The sequence below is a fragment of the Arthrobacter sp. 10T419 genome (assembly GCF_056394105.1).
This window is the reverse complement of sequence record NZ_JBFTHF010000002.1, coordinates 562,590-577,564: the sequence shown is the minus strand read 5'-3', so window position 1 is coordinate 577,564 and position 14,975 is coordinate 562,590. Positions and strand designations below refer to the sequence as shown.

Below are 14,975 nucleotides of genomic sequence, written 5' to 3'. Positions count from 1 at the left end.
TACGCCTGGGACTTCGGAGACGGGTCCATTGGTCAGGGTGCGACGGCGACCCACACGTATGCGGCTGCCGGAACCTACACGGTGAAGCTCACCGTGACCGACAACCAGAGCGCGACGGGTGAGAAGACGGACCAGGTGACCGTGACGGCGCCGGCACCGGTGGAAGTGGTTGCTGTTCCGGCCAAATCCGCATGGAGCTGGCGCTACGAAGCCACCGCGCCTCCCACCGGCTGGAAGGGACAAGGCTTCGACGCCTCGTCCTGGAAGACCGGAAACGGCGTCCTGGGCTTCGGCTCCACGGGCCTGGGTACTAATGTCGACGTCAGCACCGGAACCAGCACGCGACCGCTTGCTGCCTACTTCATCAAGACGTTCACGGTGGATAACGCAGCCAGCGTTTCCAAGCTGACGCTTAAGACGGTCGCCGACGACGGCGTGGTGGTGTACGTCAACGGAACCGAGGTGGGCAGGAGCAATATGCCTGCCGGCACCGTGACGTTCAATACCTACGCATCGAGCGCACCTCGCACCTCGGTGGCCGCGGCCAGCCCGGTGACGATGGATGTGCCGGTGGTCCTGCTTCGGAACGGTGCCAACACGATCGCCGTCGAGACGCACCTGAACTACCGCGCTACGGCCGACATCAGCTTCGACCTGAACGCCACTGCAACGGTCGGCGGGACGGTGCCGAACCAGGCCCCGGTCGCCAAATTCACCTCGACGGTTTCGGGACTGGGGGTTGCGCTGGACGGGTCCACGTCGGCCGATCCTGACGGGACGGTGGCATCGTATGCCTGGAATTATGGTGACAACACCACCGGGACAGGTATCACGGCCACGCACACCTATGCCGCCGCTGGGACGTACACGGTCACGCTCACGGCTACGGATAACAAGGGCGCAACCGGTGTGGCAACGGCTCCGGTGACAGTCACCTCGGTGACCGGGCCGGTGGATGTGGCCGTGGTGCCGGCGAAGTCTCCCTGGAGCTGGCGCTACGCCTCAACGGCGCCGGATGCCGCGTGGAAGAACAACGGGTTTGATGCCTCCTCGTGGAAGATCGGCAATGCGGTTCTCGGGTTCGGCTCAACAGGCCTGGGAACGAACATCGATGTGCCGCCACCGACCAGCAGCCGGCCGCTGGCAGCCTACTTCCTCAATCAGTTCAATGTGGACAACCTCGCCAAGGTCTCGAAGCTGACGCTGAACACTGTGGCTGACGACGGGGTGGTGGTGTACGTCAACGGAACGGAGGTTGCCCGGCAGAACATGCCGGCCGGGCCGGTGACGTTCTCAACGTACGCGTCAACCGCGATCAGCACAGCCAAAGCCAACGCGGCGCCGCTGTCCATCGACGTGCCGCTGTCCGTGCTGGTGGCAGGCATCAACACCATCGCGGTGGAAACCCATCTGAACTACCGCTCGACACCCGATGTCAGCTTCGATCTCAAGGCTACGATGACCAAACAGCCCTGAGCCGCAGCGGGGGATCACGCCCCGCTATGAGCACCAGATGGACCCGTCGGCTGCTGTATCAGCGGCCGGCGGGTCCTTTTCTGCGCGGCTGGGGGAGTGTGTCGCCGTCCCGGACTGCCCGGCGGTTGAGCGTACGGTCGGTCAGCCTGGACCGCGGGGGCTGACGCAGGGCAGGGTGCTCCGCCGTCGGACGGCTCAGGGAATCAGCAAGCCGGGTTGTCCGGGAAGGTCACTTCACTGACGAGCCAGGTCCGCATCGGGGACTGCACCAGCGTCATGACGTTCAAGGACCGGTCCTTGGCGCTGCCTTTCTGGACCGTCACTCCGGCCTTCGTCAGCACGGAAACAGCCGAGGAATCGATACACACGTTGAGGGTGACGGTCGGCGGCTTTGCGCTCGGCTGGTAGCGGACCACCTTAGTTGACACTACTTTCGGTTTGCCCTCGAGGTGCCAGCCGTTGGCCTCGAACTCGGTGGTTCTTGCCATCAGGGAGTCGTAGGCGGAGCCGGTGGCCACCGCGGAAAGCTCGGCCTTGGACGGCGGGGTCACCTTGGCTAGCACCGCGGCCGTCCTGCCCACGTACGCGGCAGCGTTCTTCGCCACCGACGCCGCCACCGGGGCCGGAACAGCAACGGCGGGTGTAGCGCTGGCCGACGGGTCTGCCGAAGGCTTGGCGGCCGCAGCGGCAGAAGCGGACGCCGTCGGGAGCGCGCCAGCCTGCGAAGAACTGCCCTGAGCGTCGGGCCGGCCCGCACTGGGGCTGGCTTGCGTGACAATCAGCAGAACCACCAGGGACGCCAGCGCGACGGCGGCGACTACGATGCCGGTGGTGCGCCGTCTGGCTCTCGGAGCCTGACCTGGTTCGGACATGTTTGCTCTCCCTCGATAATCGCCACATTCGCCGAGACCTTCGGCGTCATCGGAGCTCTGCCACGGCTCAGGCAATGACCAGTATCGTACACAGCCAGTGGTGCTGACTATAGCCGGGACTGGTCGACGGCGGTCGGGAATCTATCCGGCGGCTTCGCCTCGACGGCGTTGGCAAACGCCTTCGTCGCCTGCCGGTGTCCGCGTCGGTTTCTGACGACAAAGGCGCCCGAGCCAGCGGGCGTTTCCCTGGTCGGGTGGACGCCTCGCCATGCATCCTCGGGCCACCTTGCCAGCGGACAGCTATTTAAGCACAAAAAACCCCTGGAATCCGTGGATTCCAGGGGTTTTTCCCATGTGCGCGGAGGGGGACTTGAACCCCCACCCCCTTTCGAGGACTAGCACCTCAAGCTAGCGCGTCTGCCATTCCGCCACCCGCGCAGGTGGTATTTCCGGGAACAATTTCGCCTTTCAGCGTTTTGCTTTTCTCGGAAGCAGCGAGAAAGACTCTAGCACGAAGATTCCGGAAACAAATAATCGGGGCCAGTGGGTAGGCTGAAGCCAATACACAGCCACTGCCACGAGGAGCGATATGACTGACGTTCGGCCCGAAGATGAGGTTGTCCGGATCTGCCAGGAACTGATCCGGATCGACACGTCCAACTACGGTGATGGTTCAGGGCCGGGGGAGCGGGCCGCAGCGGAGTACACCGCCGGCCTCATCACCGAGGTCGGGCTGGACGCCGAAATCTTCGAATCGGCGCCGGGCCGCGCCAGCGTAGTCACCCGGATGGCGGGCGAGGACCCCTCGGCCAGCGCCCTGGTGGTCCACGGCCACCTCGACGTCGTTCCGGCGCTGCGCGAGCAGTGGTCCGTTGACCCGTTCGGGGGCGAACTCAACGACGGCCTGATCTGGGGCCGCGGCGCCGTGGACATGAAGGACATGGACGCCATGATCCTCTCCGTCCTGCGGGATTTCGCCCGCACCGGCCGTAAGCCCAAGCGCGACCTGATCTTCGCTTTCTTCGCCGACGAGGAGGCCGGCGGCAAGTACGGCGCCGGCTACGCCGTCGAACACCGGCCCGAACTTTTCGAGGGCGCCACCGAGGCGATCTCCGAAGTCGGCGGATTCTCGGCCACGATCGGGGGCCAGCGCACCTACCTGCTGCAGACCGCGGAGAAGGGCCTCTCCTGGCTGCGGCTGGTGGCCCACGGCCGCGCCGGCCACGGCTCCCAGATCAACACCGACAACGCGGTGACCCGGCTCGCCAGCGCCGTTTCACGGATCGGCGAGTACCGGTGGCCGGTGGAGCTGACACCCACCACCCGGCAGTTCCTCGACGGTGTGACGGAACTCACCGGCGTCGAATTCGACCCCCACGACCCGGACAAGATCCTCAAGGAGCTCGGCACCGTTGCCCGCTTTGTCGGCGCCACCCTGCAGAACACCACCAACCCCACCCTGCTCAAGGGCGGCTACAAGCACAATGTCATCCCTGAATCGGCCGAAGCCCTGGTGGACTGCCGAACGCTGCCCGGCCAGCAGGAACAGGTCCTCGAGATCGTCCGCGAACTGGCGGGCACCGGCGTGGACGTCAGCTACGTCCACCAGGACGTCTCGCTCGAAGTCCCGTTCGCCGGCAACCTGGTGGACTCTATGATCGACGCGCTGCACTCCGAGGACCCCGGCGCGAAGGTCCTGCCGTACACGCTCTCCGGCGGCACTGACAACAAGGCCCTGAGCCGGCTCGGCATCACCGGGTACGGCTTCGCGCCGCTTATGCTCCCGGACGAGCTGGACTTTACCGGCATGTTCCACGGAGTGGACGAGCGGGTTCCGGCCGACTCGCTGAAGTTCGGCTCCCGCGTGCTGAACACCCTCCTGAGCAACTACTGAGAGGCACCTCAAAGGAATGGCCCACACAGACATGACGCCCGAAGACATCCTCCCCGACGCCCTGCTGGAGCGGATCCGCGCCCGCGCGGCCGGCTATGACCGGGACAACGCGTTCTTCACTGAGGACCTCCGCGAGCTTGCGGACGTCGGCTACCTGAAGATCTTCGTCCCCGTGTCCGACGGCGGCCTGGGCCTGGGGCTCGCCGGGGCAGCACAGCTGCAGCGGCGGCTGGCCACTGCCGCCCCGGCCACCGCGCTGGCGATTAATATGCACTTGGTGTGGACCGGCGTCGCGTACGTCCTGGCCGCACGGGGCGACTCCTCGATGGACTTCGTCCTGCAGGAGGCGGCGGAGGGCGAGATCTTCGCGTTCGGCAATTCCGAAGCGGGCAACGATTCCGTGCTCTTCGACTCGAGGACCGAGGCGACGCCGCTGCCGGACGGAAGCTACGGCTTTACCGGGCGGAAGATCTTCACCAGCCTCTCTCCGGCTTGGACCCGGCTGGGGATTTTCGGCAAGGACGCTGCGGCGCGCGGCGGCGAGGGCGAACTGGTGCACGGCTTCATTGACCGTGAGACCCCGGGCTACCAAATCCTGCCCGACTGGGACACCCTGGGAATGCGGGCCAGCCAGTCCAACACCACGGTGCTGGAGGGCGCCGTGGTGCCGCCGGAGCGGGTCTTCCGCAAGCTCCCCGTAGGCCCGAACGCAGATCCGCTGATCTTCGCCATTTTCGCCTGCTTCGAGACCCTCCTGGCGGCGGTCTATACGGGGATCGGGGAGCGGGCGCTGCAACTCGGCGTCGAGGCGGTCAAGCGCCGCACCTCATTCAAGAACGGGGGCCGCAGCTACGCCCAGGATCCCGACATCCGTTGGAAGGTCGCGGAAGCGGCGATGGCGATGGACGCGCTCTACCCGCAACTCGCCACCGTGGCGTCCGACGTCGATGCCCTCGCGGACCACGGCCACCAGTGGTTCCCGAAGCTCGTCGGGGTTAAGGTGCGCGCCACCGAGACCGCGCGCACCGTCGTGGATCTGGCGATCAGGGTTTCCGGCGGCTCGAGCTATTTCCGTGGTTCCGAGCTTGAACGGCTCTACCGGGACGTGCTGGCCGGAATGTTCCATCCGTCCGACGACGAGTCCGCGCACAATACCGTGGCCAACGCCTGGCTTGGCCCGCTGGAGCCCTAGACGATCGCCAGCGCGGCCTACACGGTCCGCTGTACCTGGATGACCTTCCGGCGGAGCCAGAAGCGGCGTCCGCCGCCGACATAGAGGACGCTGCGCTCGAGTTCCCATTTGCCGTACTCGGAGTGTGCGGCGAGGATACGGCGGGCCTCGGGCAGCGAATCCTCAGGGCTGACCGTCAGCACGAGGTACTCGTACTGACGTGCGTAGTCCCGCTCCCGACGGACCGAGCTGCTCAGAAAATGTTCCTTCATTGCTCTCCATTTTCGTCTTTTTCGGGCTAACGTGAAGTCATGAGCATCGATCCGCGTGTCGCGCTTCAGTCCCTAACCGCCGCCCTCGAAGAACACCTGGCCGCTGCCGCGGCGCGGCGGGGAGACGGGGATCCCGCGGTCGAAGCGGCCTTCTTCGCCGTCGCCGATGCTTTTGAAGTCTACGACGACTCCCTCTATGAAGCGTATGGCGAAGTGACGCCCCTTGAGGTCATCGACGAAGAAGATGACGAGGACGAAAGCGAAGACGTCGACGACGAGGAAGACCTCGAACTCCTGCAGGACAACTAGCAGCCAAGCCACGTTCGGAACGACGCCGGCACTCCCTCCCGCTCCCTGGCGGCCGCGCGGAGCCATAGCATCCCTAGAGCTGCAATTCCCGGGATCTCCCCAGCTTGCGGGCGTACTCTGTGGACAGTCCTACGGGACGCTGTTCGAGTCCGCAAAGGCTCGGAACGCCCTAAGACGTTCTATGTCCCGGGTTGGCCCGATGTCGGAGGTTGTTGTTGCCTGCACCACGGCGCAGCGTCGGCCTGTCGGAGGCCGGCGTTGACGAAGTCCCCTCGGCCGACCGCGCTGCCGCAGACGCCCCGGCCCGTTCCCCTGCGCGCTGGTCGACCGTCTGGCGGAGCCTCCCGGGCCGGTTGCTAAGGCGGCTCGGCCGGAGCATCATCAGGATCCCCTTGGCGCTGGCCATGGCTGTGCTGTTGTGGACGGTCGGACTTGTCACAGGCTCGGTGTCGTCAGGGCCACCGGCGCCGCTGGGCGCGGCCGTCTCGGCAGGTCCGGACCAGCTGATGGGCGGCCAGTGGTTGTCCATGTTCACCTCCGTGTTCTTCCCCGGCCCTTTTGCTTCCTACGTATTGGCGACCGCCGTCGTCCTGGGGTGCGTCGGTCTGGCCGAAGTAACGATTGGCGTTGGCCGGACCGCCGTGGCGTTCGTCGTCGGGCACCTCGGCGCACTGCTGTTGTACTTTGCGGTGGTCGAACTCGGAACGGCCATGGGCAGCGAATGGCTGTCCACGCTCCGCCATCCGGGCCCAATGGGGCCGTTTGCCGGGTCGCTGGCCGCCGTCCTGGCGGCGAGTCCGCGGATCAGCGCCCTCTGGCGCCGGAGGATCCGATCCGTCAGCATCGCCGTAACCGTAATGCTCCTGCTATATATCGGGCATCCGCAAAACCTGGACAGCGTGCTCGGTGTGGCATGCGGACTCGGGATCGGCGCCCTGATTGGCGGCCGGCACGGCTCCGCCCACTACATCCGCTCCACGAGCCGCGAAGTCAGGGCACTGCTGTCAATGGTCGTCGCGGTCTTCGCGGCCGGCCCGGTCCTTGCCAGCCTGGCGAAGGCACCCTCGGGGCCGCTCGCTGTGCTCAGGAACCTGATTGTCAACCCGATCCCCACCATCAACGATCTCCAGGCGAGCTGCTCGGCCGCCGTCGACCTTTCCTGCCTCCAGATCATCCACAGCCCCGGGTTGCGCGGCCCTGGCGGTGAGGCCCTGTCCCTGGTGCCCCTCGTGCTGCTGCTGGTGTGCGCGGAAGGGCTGCGCCGGGGAAACCGGGCTGCCCTCTGGGTGGCAATTTCCGTCCATCTGGTGATCGGCGTCCTTTCGGCCATCTACCTGCAGCTCTTCGCCCAGTTCGGGACATCCGTGCGGAGCGGGTCGCGGGTGCTCTCGGTGGACTCGGGGATCGCGGAGGTCCTCCCGGTTGTGCTGGTGCCTCTGCTCATAGCCGCCGCGCTGTTTGCGGCGCGGCGGCACTTCAACGTCGACGCCGATCCGGTTCTGGGGCGTCGGTCACTTATCCTGCTGGCCGGCGTCTTCGCGGTTTTCGTCACGGGCTATGTGGTGGCATGGTTTGCCGAGGATAACTACCACCACCGGGCCGGCCTGCTGGCCCTTCTGGCCACCCTGCCGAGGATGTTCCTTCCCTACCCTTTTTCCTTCCGGTATTCCGTGTCGGTGTACCCGCACGGCGTATGGTCGCCGCTGATCTTCAGCTACGGCGGCGCCGTGTTCTGGCTCGTCTGCCTGATGAGCATCCTCGCCATGTTCGTCAGCCGCAAGCTCCGGGACCTCCGCGCAGACAGCGGGATCTCGCTGGCCCGACGGCTGGTGCGCCAGGGCGGGGGATCACTGTCCTGGATGGCACTCTGGCCCAACAACCGGTACTGGTTCAACGAGGCGGAGACCGTCGGTGTCGCCTACCAGCTCCACTACAACGTGGCCTTGACGGTGGGCGGACCATTCGGCGCGTCCGCCGACTTCGAGAGGGCCGTTGAGGGATTCACCGCCTTCTGCGCCGAGCAGTCGCTTTCACCGTGCTGGTATTCCGTCACTGATGAACACTGGAACCTGCTGCGCGGGCTCGGATTCAGCCGCGTGCGGGTGGCCGAGGAGACCCTGCTGCCGCTGGGCAACATTGAGTTCAAGGGCAAGGAATGGCAGGGGGTCCGCACCGCCCTCAACAAAGCCCGGAGGCTCTCCGTCGAGGCCCGGTGGAGTACCTACGGCGAGCTGTCCGGACCACTGCGGACTCAGGTCCACGAAATCTCGGAAGAGTGGGTTTCCGAGAAGACGTTGCCGGAAATGGGATTCACGCTGGGCGGCGTTGAGGAACTCAAGGACGAAAACGTGTTGCTGTGCCTGGCCGTGGATGACGCCGGCAAGGTCCACGGCGTCACCAGCTGGCTTCCGGTGTTCACAGCCGGCGTCGTCACCGGCCGGACGCTCGATTTCATGCGGCGGAGTCCGGACGGCTTCAAGGGCGTGATGGAATTCCTGATTGCCTCGGCCGTACTGCATTTTGACGGAACGATGGAGGAAATTTCCCTGTCCGGGTCGCCTCTGGCGCCGGTACCACGTGGTGATCCGGCGCGCGAGCCGTCCGACGGCGCCGCGGTCGGCCGCTTCCTGGACTGGCTGGGCGGGGCCCTGGAACCGGCGTACGGTTTCCGGTCGCTCGCTGCCTTCAAACAGCGCTTCCACCCGCGGCACCGCACGCTGTACATGATGTATCACGACCCCCTGGCGTTGCCGGTAATTGGACGCGCGCTGACCGAGGCCTACATGCCCACCATGTCCATCCGGCACACGGCCAGGCTGCTGCGGGGCGTCATCGGATGAGCGCCGCGGCCGAAGCAGCCGCCGGAGCGTAGCATCCACGTAGCACCTGAGTGGCGCCCTGTACATCCGCCCCAAAAAAGCGAGTATTGCCTACTCCCGAAGTGCCGCCCGAAGGGGAATATGCTTCAGGCGTGCCGTAGCCGTGCCGCTGAGCCGGGCTACGCTGCCGCACTGGAAGTGACGGGTGACATGAAGCCTACGAGCAGCACACCGGTCCGCCCCGACGGACGTGTGAAGCGGCAGGCAGGAGCACATCGGGCCCAGCCGCTGCCGCGGTACGGCTTGCGTCGAATACCGCTGACCTGGCTGCTTATCGTTCTCTTGTGGTCCGCCGGAGCCGCCACGGGATCCCTGGTTTCCGGCCCCCCGCAGGCCCTCGGTCCGTTCGTTGCCATCGGCCCCGACACCCTGACACGGGGTGAATGGGGACCCGCTCTTGCCAGCCTGCTGTTTCCCGGCGGCGTTGCGTCCTATGTCCTGGCCACTGTGGTGCTTCTCCTGTGTGTCGGGTTTGCCGAAACCACGCTGGGAAGCGGCCGGGCTTTGGCCGCCGTAATGGCCGGCCACCTTGCAGCCGTCTTCCTGTTCGTAGGGAGTGTGGCGGCCGGCGACGAGCTCGGCAGCAGCTGGCTGAGCTCCATGCAGCACCCGGCCCTGGCGGGTCCGTTCGCCGGCTCCCTGGCTGCCGTAATGGCTGCGAGTCCCGGAATCAGTCCCTTGTGGCGTCGCCGCCTGCGGTCACTCGGCCTTGCCGTGACCATCATGCTCCTGCTGTACGTAGGTCACCCCCAGAACGTGCTCGCATTTTTGGGGGTGCTCAGCGGCCTGGCAAGCGGCTGGGCCGCTGCCACAGCCAGGTCCAGGGCCGCCGCCAAGGCCACCACCCGACGTGCCGCGAACGGCGCCGCTTCGCGCGCGAACGTTGTATACCCGCCGGGCGCGGTGTGGACCGGCCGCGACGTTCGCTCGACGCTGGCCATGACCGTGGCAGTATTCGCCGCCGGCCCGGTGCTGGCCGGGCTGTCCCAGGCGCCTATCGGCCCCCTTGCCGCTCTCCGGAACCTGATTGTCAATCCGGTGCCCACCCTGGGCGAGCTCCAGAGCGACTGCGCCGCAGCCGTGAATGCGGGCTGCTCCCAGATCATGCACAGTCCCGGCTTGCACGGCCCCGGCGGCGCCGCCCTCTCCGTGGTTCCCTTGCTCCTGCTGCTGGCATGTGCGGAGGGGCTGCGCCGGGGGAGCCGGGTAGCGTTGTGGATAGCCACGGTTGCCCATCTCGCCGTCGGCGTGCTCTCTGCTATCTACCTACAGCTATTTGCCCACTTTGGCGTCTACGTCAGGAACGGGAGCCGCAGGATTCCTGTCGACTCGGGCATCGTGGAGATCCTGCCGGTGGTACTGGTGCCACTGCTGATCGCCACCGCGCTGTTTTTCAACCGGCGCCATTTTCCCGTGGACACGGATCCCGCGCTCGGACGCCGCGCACTGGTCTTGGTGCCCGGCATCTTTGCCGCATTTGTCGCCCTCTACGTCCTCGCGTGGTTCGCAGAGGGAAACAACCGGCACCGCGCCGGTCTCCTGTCGTTGGGAACAACCCTGCCTCGGATGTTCCTGCCGTATCCCTTTTCCTTCAAGTATTCCGTCTCGGTGCACCCTCGCGGCTATTGGTCGTCGTTGATTTTCAGTTACGGCGGAGCAGCTTTTTGGCTGATCTGCCTGGTCGCCGTCCTGGTCATCTTTACCAAGCGGCGTCTCTGGGACCACCGGGTAGACGATAACCGCTCCCTGGCCCGGCGCCTGGTGTTCCAGGGCGGCGGCTCGCTGTCCTGGATGGCGTTGTGGCCCAACAACAGCTACTGGTTTAACCGTGCGGGAACGGTGGGAATCGCCTACCAACTGCATCACGGCATCGCCCTGACGGCAGGAGGTCCGTTCGGGAGGGAGTGCGACTTCGCCGACGCCGTCCGCGAATTCACGGGGTACTGTGCCGAGCAGTCCCTGACGCCGTGTTGGTACTCCGTCGCCGACGCCCACTGGGCAGAACTCAGGTCGCTGGGCTTCAGGGGCATGGAGGTAGCCCAGGAGACAGTGCTTCCCTTGACTGGAATCGATTTCCACGGCAAGGAGTGGCAAAGCGTCCGCACCGCCATGAATAAAGCCCGAAGGCTCGGAATTACTGCCCACTGGGGCGTCTACAGCGGGCTCCCTGACGGACTGCGGAGCCAGGTCCACGATATTTCGGAGCGGTGGGCCTGCTCCCGGGCACTCCCGGAAATGGGTTTCACCCTCGGGGGTGTGGAGCAACTCAAGGACGACCATGTGCTGCTCTGCCTCGCCGTAGATCCTGAGGGCGCGGTCCTCGGTGTCACCAGCTGGCTGCCGGTCTTCCGCAACGGGGAAGTGGTCAGCCGCACCCTTGATTTCATGAGGCGCCGCGAGGACTGTTTTAACGGTGTCATGGAGTTCCTGATCGCATCGGCGGTGCTCCACTTTAAGGACAGCATGGCCGAGATTTCGTTGTCCGGTTCACCCTTAGTTCCCGCGACGGCGCTGGTGCCCCGCCAGGCGGAAGTCTTTCCCTCTGCGGGGGCCGGGCTGCCCGGCAAAGGCGCCACAGTGGCGGACGACGGCGGGACGGCGGGCCGCGTCCTGCGCTGGCTCGGCGACGTGCTTGAGCCGGTCTACGGATTCCGGTCCTTGGCGGCCTTCAAGCAACGCTTCCAGCCCCAGCACCGGACCCTCTTCATCCTGTACCAGGATCCGTTGGCGCTGCCGCTGATCGGCCGCGCCCTTGCCGAGGCGTACCTGCCTAACTGGTCTGTGCGCCATACGGCGCGGCTGATCCGTGATGTCACCACCGGCCCTCAGCCTGCGAGCAGGCCCGGCCGCCGGTAGCCGAATCCCGCCGCCCTGCAGACGGCTCAGCCCGTAACCCCAAGGCGGCCCATCAGCCAGTCCATGTTGTTCTCCACCCCGTACTTCCAGGCCGTCCAGGCGTGTCCGCCGGGCGCCTCCTGGAACTGGACATTGATGCCGGCTTTCTTCATCGCCTGGTAGACCTGGACTCCCTGGGCCCGGAAGAACGGATCGCCAGCGCCGACGGTGACGATGCCGGCGGTGTCCGGGTACTTGCGTGTCTTGATGACGTCGAGCGCGTTCTGCTTCTTGAACTCGGCTGCGCTGCCGCCGAAGTACTGCTGCAGGAGCACTTGGTGGCCCTGCCGAATCGTCGGCTGGTTCTCACCCGAGCTGTCGATGAACGTGGGATAGACCTCTGGGTAGTTCATGGCCAGCTGCATGGCGCAGGTCCCGCCGTAGGAGAACCCTCCGATGGCCCACTGGCGGCTGGAGTGCTTGCCGGCCCCAAAAGTGGCCTTGACCCAGTTCGGTACGTCCTCGCTCAGGTACCGTCCGGCCTGGCCCTGTTTGGTGTTCATACACAGCGGCGGGTAGTTGGCCCACTTTGCCCCGGCGTCGGGAAGCACGATGATCGGCGCCAGCCCCTTGTGTTCGGATGCGTACTCGTCCATGAACTCGGCAATCCTGCCGTTCCGAAGCCAATCCACCGGTTCGCCCGGGACCCCGTGGATCAGAACCAGCACCGGGAGATCCGCCCGCGGTGCGGCGAGATACGCCGGGGGAAGGTATACAAAGGCCGTTGAGGACACCTCGTGGGAGATCGGAGCCGGGATGAAGGCCCGGACGACTGTTCCCTGATCCGGCATATTCTCCGGCGGCGTCCAGTCGGCCAGCGTGGTGGGCGGCTCGCTCGGCTTGACGTCCGGCACCGGGTCTCCTCGTTCCTGGCTCTTGAACTGATCCAGGGTTTCCATCTTCACGCCGGTGTCTCCGAAGACCGATCCCAGGGTGGGGTAGTACTCGAAGTTCTGGTTGATCAGCGATCCCGACGCCAGGACAACGACCAGCGCCGCCGGCAACACGGCAATGCGCGCCGGCAGCCGACGGAGGTCCCGGATCTTGGGCACCACAAGGAGCAAGGCGAGGATACCGAGGCCCGCGTAGGCATAGACACGCTTAGGCAGCGGGGACCCCCACAAGTTCCACACCGGCTCGCACAACACCCAAATAATGGCGCTCAGGAGGCCGGCGGCCAGTACTGCGGCCGGCACCCAGCGGGACAGATGGCGCCGCCGACCCCAAATAAGCCAGATGAGGGCCGCGGCGGCCAGAATGTAGAGAACCACGGGCACGACGCCAGTAGTAATAGCGAGGTTCTGCAGGTTCATGGCCTAAGACTAAAGCTCAAAACAGGGAATCCGCCCGGAAACAACCGAAAAGCTACCCCGGATCAGGCCGGGCTGGAGACATCCTCCAACGCTGCGGCAATCTCCGGCGGCAACGGCGTCAGCACCGCATCCATGATCTCCTTCAACTGGACCGGCGTCCGGGCACCCACCAACGCGGTGGCCACGCCGTGCTGGGAGAGCAACCAGCTCAGGGACACGTCCAGCGCGGTCCGGCCCAGACCCTTGGCCGCCATCGCCACGGCCTCTACGACGCTGGAGGCGGTCCCTTCAAGGTAGGGCTCCACGTAGCCGGCCAGCTTGTGGTGTGCGGCCCGCGAATCGGAGGGAATATGACCGCGGTACTTGCCGGTCAGCACCCCGCGCCCCAGCGCGCCCCACGCCATCAGGCCGAGCCCGGCGTCTTCGATTGCCGGGATCAGCTCGGCTTCGGGCTTTCGCTGCAGCAGCGAGTACTCGGCCTGGCAGGCAACCAGCGGGAAGTCAGCCACCGCGGCGGCCTTGGCGGTCTGCCAGCCGTTGAAGTTGGAGACACCGGCGTAGCGTGCCCGGCCGGAGCGGACTGCGAATTCCAAGGCGGAAAGGGTCTCCTCCAGCGGAACGTTCGGATCCCAGGCCTGGGCGAACCAGATATCCACATAGTCGGTGCCGAGTCGGGCCAGGCTCGCGTCAAGGCCGGACAGCATGCCGTTGCGGGAGGTGTCCACGCTGCGCCGGCCGCCCGAGGTCGTCAACCCGGCTTTGGTGGAGATCACCACTTCGGAGCGGGCCACGACGTCGCCCAGCATGCCGCCCAGCAGGACCTCGGCCGCGCCGCCGGCGTAGGACGCGGCCGTGTCGATCAGCGTGCCGCCGCCGTCGACGAAAGCACGAAGCAGACCGGCGGCATCCTGTTCATCGGTCTCACCGGCCCACGACATGGTGCCAAGGGAAAGGGACGAGACACGCAACCCACTGTTGCCGACATAACGCTGCTGCATGCCTGCAAGCTTACGATGCTTCGGAACCTCCATAACGTAGGGTCTATAAACGTGAACTGGTTAGAAGCGGCCTTTCTGGGCCTTGTGCAGGGACTGACAGAATTCCTCCCGATTTCCTCGAGCGCCCATCTGCGGATCGTGGGGGCGTTCCTGCCCAACGCCGCGGACCCTGGCGCGGCTTTCACCGCCATCACCCAGCTGGGTACCGAGACGGCGGTGATCGTCTACTTCTGGCGGGACATTGTGCGGATCGTCAAGGCCTGGTTCGGCTCGCTGACTGGCAAGGTCTCACGGCAGGATCCGGACGCACGGATGGGCTGGCTCGTGATTCTGGGCAGCCTGCCGATCATCGTCCTTGGCTTGCTCTTCCAGGACCAGATCGAATCGGTGCTCCGCAGCCTGTGGATCGTCGCCACCACCCTGATCGTCTTCGGCATGATCCTCGCCGTGGCGGACGCCGTCGGCCGCCAGGAACGTGACCTCACCAAGCTCAGCTACAAGCACGGCATTTTCTACGGCCTCGCTCAGGCGATGGCTCTGATCCCCGGGGTGTCACGCTCCGGCGGCACGATCACGGCCGGCCTGCTCATGGGGTACACCCGTGAGGCCGCCGCCCGCTACTCCTTCCTGCTCGCAATCCCCGCCGTCTTCGGCAGCGGCCTGTACCAGCTCTACAAGGTGGTCTCGAAGGACGGCATCACCGGCCCTTACGGCCTGCCCGAAACCGCCCTCGCCACCGCGATCGCCTTCGTGGTGGGCTACGTGATCATCGGCTGGTTCCTCAGGTACGTCTCCACCCGCAGCTACCGGCTCTTCGTCTGGTACCGCATTTTGCTGGGCCTCGCGCTGTACCTGTTGCTCGGTTTCAATGTCATCAGCGCCTAGCACTAGGCTTG

The 14,975-nt window shown here is 65.8% G+C and carries 11 protein-coding genes and 1 tRNA gene; 7 read left to right on the top strand and 5 right to left on the bottom strand.

Features of this window, described 5'->3' with window-relative positions; translation table 11 throughout:
• On the top strand, positions 1 to 1,476 hold a 1,476-nt coding region (locus AC1DBD_RS06250), incomplete at its 5' end, for a PKD domain-containing protein (protein WP_476981645.1).
• 203 nt (positions 1,477 to 1,679) lie between these two features.
• Here AC1DBD_RS06250 and AC1DBD_RS06245 read toward each other — a convergent pair.
• Both AC1DBD_RS06245 and AC1DBD_RS06240 read right to left on the bottom strand, forming a co-directional pair.
• A complete protein-coding gene (locus AC1DBD_RS06245) occupies positions 1,680 to 2,348 on the bottom strand; it encodes a hypothetical protein (protein ID WP_476916734.1) in 669 nt (222 codons plus the stop codon).
• A gap of 355 nt (positions 2,349 to 2,703) precedes the next feature.
• Positions 2,704 to 2,786: transfer RNA gene (locus AC1DBD_RS06240), tRNA-Leu, on the bottom strand.
• A gap of 151 nt (positions 2,787 to 2,937) precedes the next feature.
• Between AC1DBD_RS06240 and AC1DBD_RS06235 the strand changes: the two genes are divergently transcribed.
• Positions 2,938 to 4,242 (top strand): M20/M25/M40 family metallo-hydrolase, encoded by a 1,305-nt coding sequence (locus AC1DBD_RS06235; protein WP_476908824.1) that lies wholly within the window; start codon positions 2,938 to 2,940, stop codon positions 4,240 to 4,242.
• A 31-nt stretch (positions 4,243 to 4,273) separates the two neighbouring features.
• On the top strand, positions 4,274 to 5,434 hold the full coding sequence (locus tag AC1DBD_RS06230) for an acyl-CoA dehydrogenase family protein (protein WP_476981644.1): 1,161 nt from the start codon (positions 4,274 to 4,276) through the stop codon (positions 5,432 to 5,434).
• A gap of 17 nt (positions 5,435 to 5,451) precedes the next feature.
• Here the strand turns inward: AC1DBD_RS06230 and AC1DBD_RS06225 are convergent, their stop codons facing one another.
• Complete coding sequence (locus AC1DBD_RS06225) at positions 5,452 to 5,685, bottom strand: DUF5703 family protein (protein ID WP_175323664.1); 234 nt, start codon at positions 5,683 to 5,685, stop codon at positions 5,452 to 5,454.
• Positions 5,686 to 5,724: 39 nt separating this feature from the next.
• Here AC1DBD_RS06225 and AC1DBD_RS06220 point away from each other — a divergent pair, with 39 nt between their 5' ends.
• The 3 genes from AC1DBD_RS06220 (at position 5,725) to AC1DBD_RS06210 (ending at position 11,729) form a co-directional block, all read left to right on the top strand.
• Positions 5,725 to 5,994 carry a hypothetical protein gene (locus AC1DBD_RS06220; RefSeq protein ID WP_175323663.1) on the top strand — a complete coding sequence of 90 codons (270 nt, stop codon included), beginning with the start codon at positions 5,725 to 5,727 and terminating at the stop codon, positions 5,992 to 5,994.
• Positions 5,995 to 6,209: 215 nt separating this feature from the next.
• On the top strand, positions 6,210 to 8,834 hold the full coding sequence (locus AC1DBD_RS06215; protein WP_476925712.1) for a bifunctional lysylphosphatidylglycerol flippase/synthetase MprF: 2,625 nt from the start codon (positions 6,210 to 6,212) through the stop codon (positions 8,832 to 8,834).
• A 555-nt stretch (positions 8,835 to 9,389) separates the two neighbouring features.
• Positions 9,390 to 11,729 (top strand): bifunctional lysylphosphatidylglycerol flippase/synthetase MprF, encoded by a 2,340-nt coding sequence (locus AC1DBD_RS06210; protein ID WP_476981643.1) that lies wholly within the window; start codon positions 9,390 to 9,392, stop codon positions 11,727 to 11,729.
• A 26-nt stretch (positions 11,730 to 11,755) separates the two neighbouring features.
• On the opposite strand, the gene AC1DBD_RS06205 is transcribed toward AC1DBD_RS06210, so the two are convergent.
• Together AC1DBD_RS06205 and AC1DBD_RS06200 are read right to left on the bottom strand one after the other, a co-directional pair.
• A complete protein-coding gene (locus AC1DBD_RS06205) occupies positions 11,756 to 13,081 on the bottom strand; it encodes an alpha/beta hydrolase (RefSeq protein ID WP_476981642.1) in 1,326 nt (441 codons plus the stop codon).
• 62 nt (positions 13,082 to 13,143) lie between these two features.
• Complete coding sequence (locus AC1DBD_RS06200; protein WP_476916740.1) at positions 13,144 to 14,079, bottom strand: aldo/keto reductase; 936 nt, start codon at positions 14,077 to 14,079, stop codon at positions 13,144 to 13,146.
• A 51-nt stretch (positions 14,080 to 14,130) separates the two neighbouring features.
• Between AC1DBD_RS06200 and AC1DBD_RS06195 the strand changes: the two genes are divergently transcribed.
• The gene (locus AC1DBD_RS06195; RefSeq protein ID WP_441417797.1) at positions 14,131 to 14,964 is read left to right on the top strand and encodes an undecaprenyl-diphosphate phosphatase; all 834 of its coding nucleotides are present in this window, start codon (positions 14,131 to 14,133) and stop codon (positions 14,962 to 14,964) included.
• Positions 14,965 to 14,975: the final 11 nt, after the last annotated feature.

Coding starts and splice junctions, on each gene's coding strand:
- AC1DBD_RS06220 (WP_175323663.1), top strand. CDS start 5,725: ATGAGCATCGATCCGCGTGTCGCGCTTCAGTCCCTAACCGCCGCCCTC.
- AC1DBD_RS06230 (WP_476981644.1), top strand. CDS start 4,274: ATGACGCCCGAAGACATCCTCCCCGACGCCCTGCTGGAGCGGATCCGC.
- AC1DBD_RS06235 (WP_476908824.1), top strand. CDS start 2,938: ATGACTGACGTTCGGCCCGAAGATGAGGTTGTCCGGATCTGCCAGGAA.
- AC1DBD_RS06225 (WP_175323664.1), bottom strand. CDS start 5,685: ATGAAGGAACATTTTCTGAGCAGCTCGGTCCGTCGGGAGCGGGACTAC.
- AC1DBD_RS06205 (WP_476981642.1), bottom strand. CDS start 13,081: ATGAACCTGCAGAACCTCGCTATTACTACTGGCGTCGTGCCCGTGGTT.
- AC1DBD_RS06245 (WP_476916734.1), bottom strand. CDS start 2,348: ATGTCCGAACCAGGTCAGGCTCCGAGAGCCAGACGGCGCACCACCGGC.
- AC1DBD_RS06210 (WP_476981643.1), top strand. CDS start 9,390: ATGGCCGGCCACCTTGCAGCCGTCTTCCTGTTCGTAGGGAGTGTGGCG.
- AC1DBD_RS06200 (WP_476916740.1), bottom strand. CDS start 14,079: ATGCAGCAGCGTTATGTCGGCAACAGTGGGTTGCGTGTCTCGTCCCTT.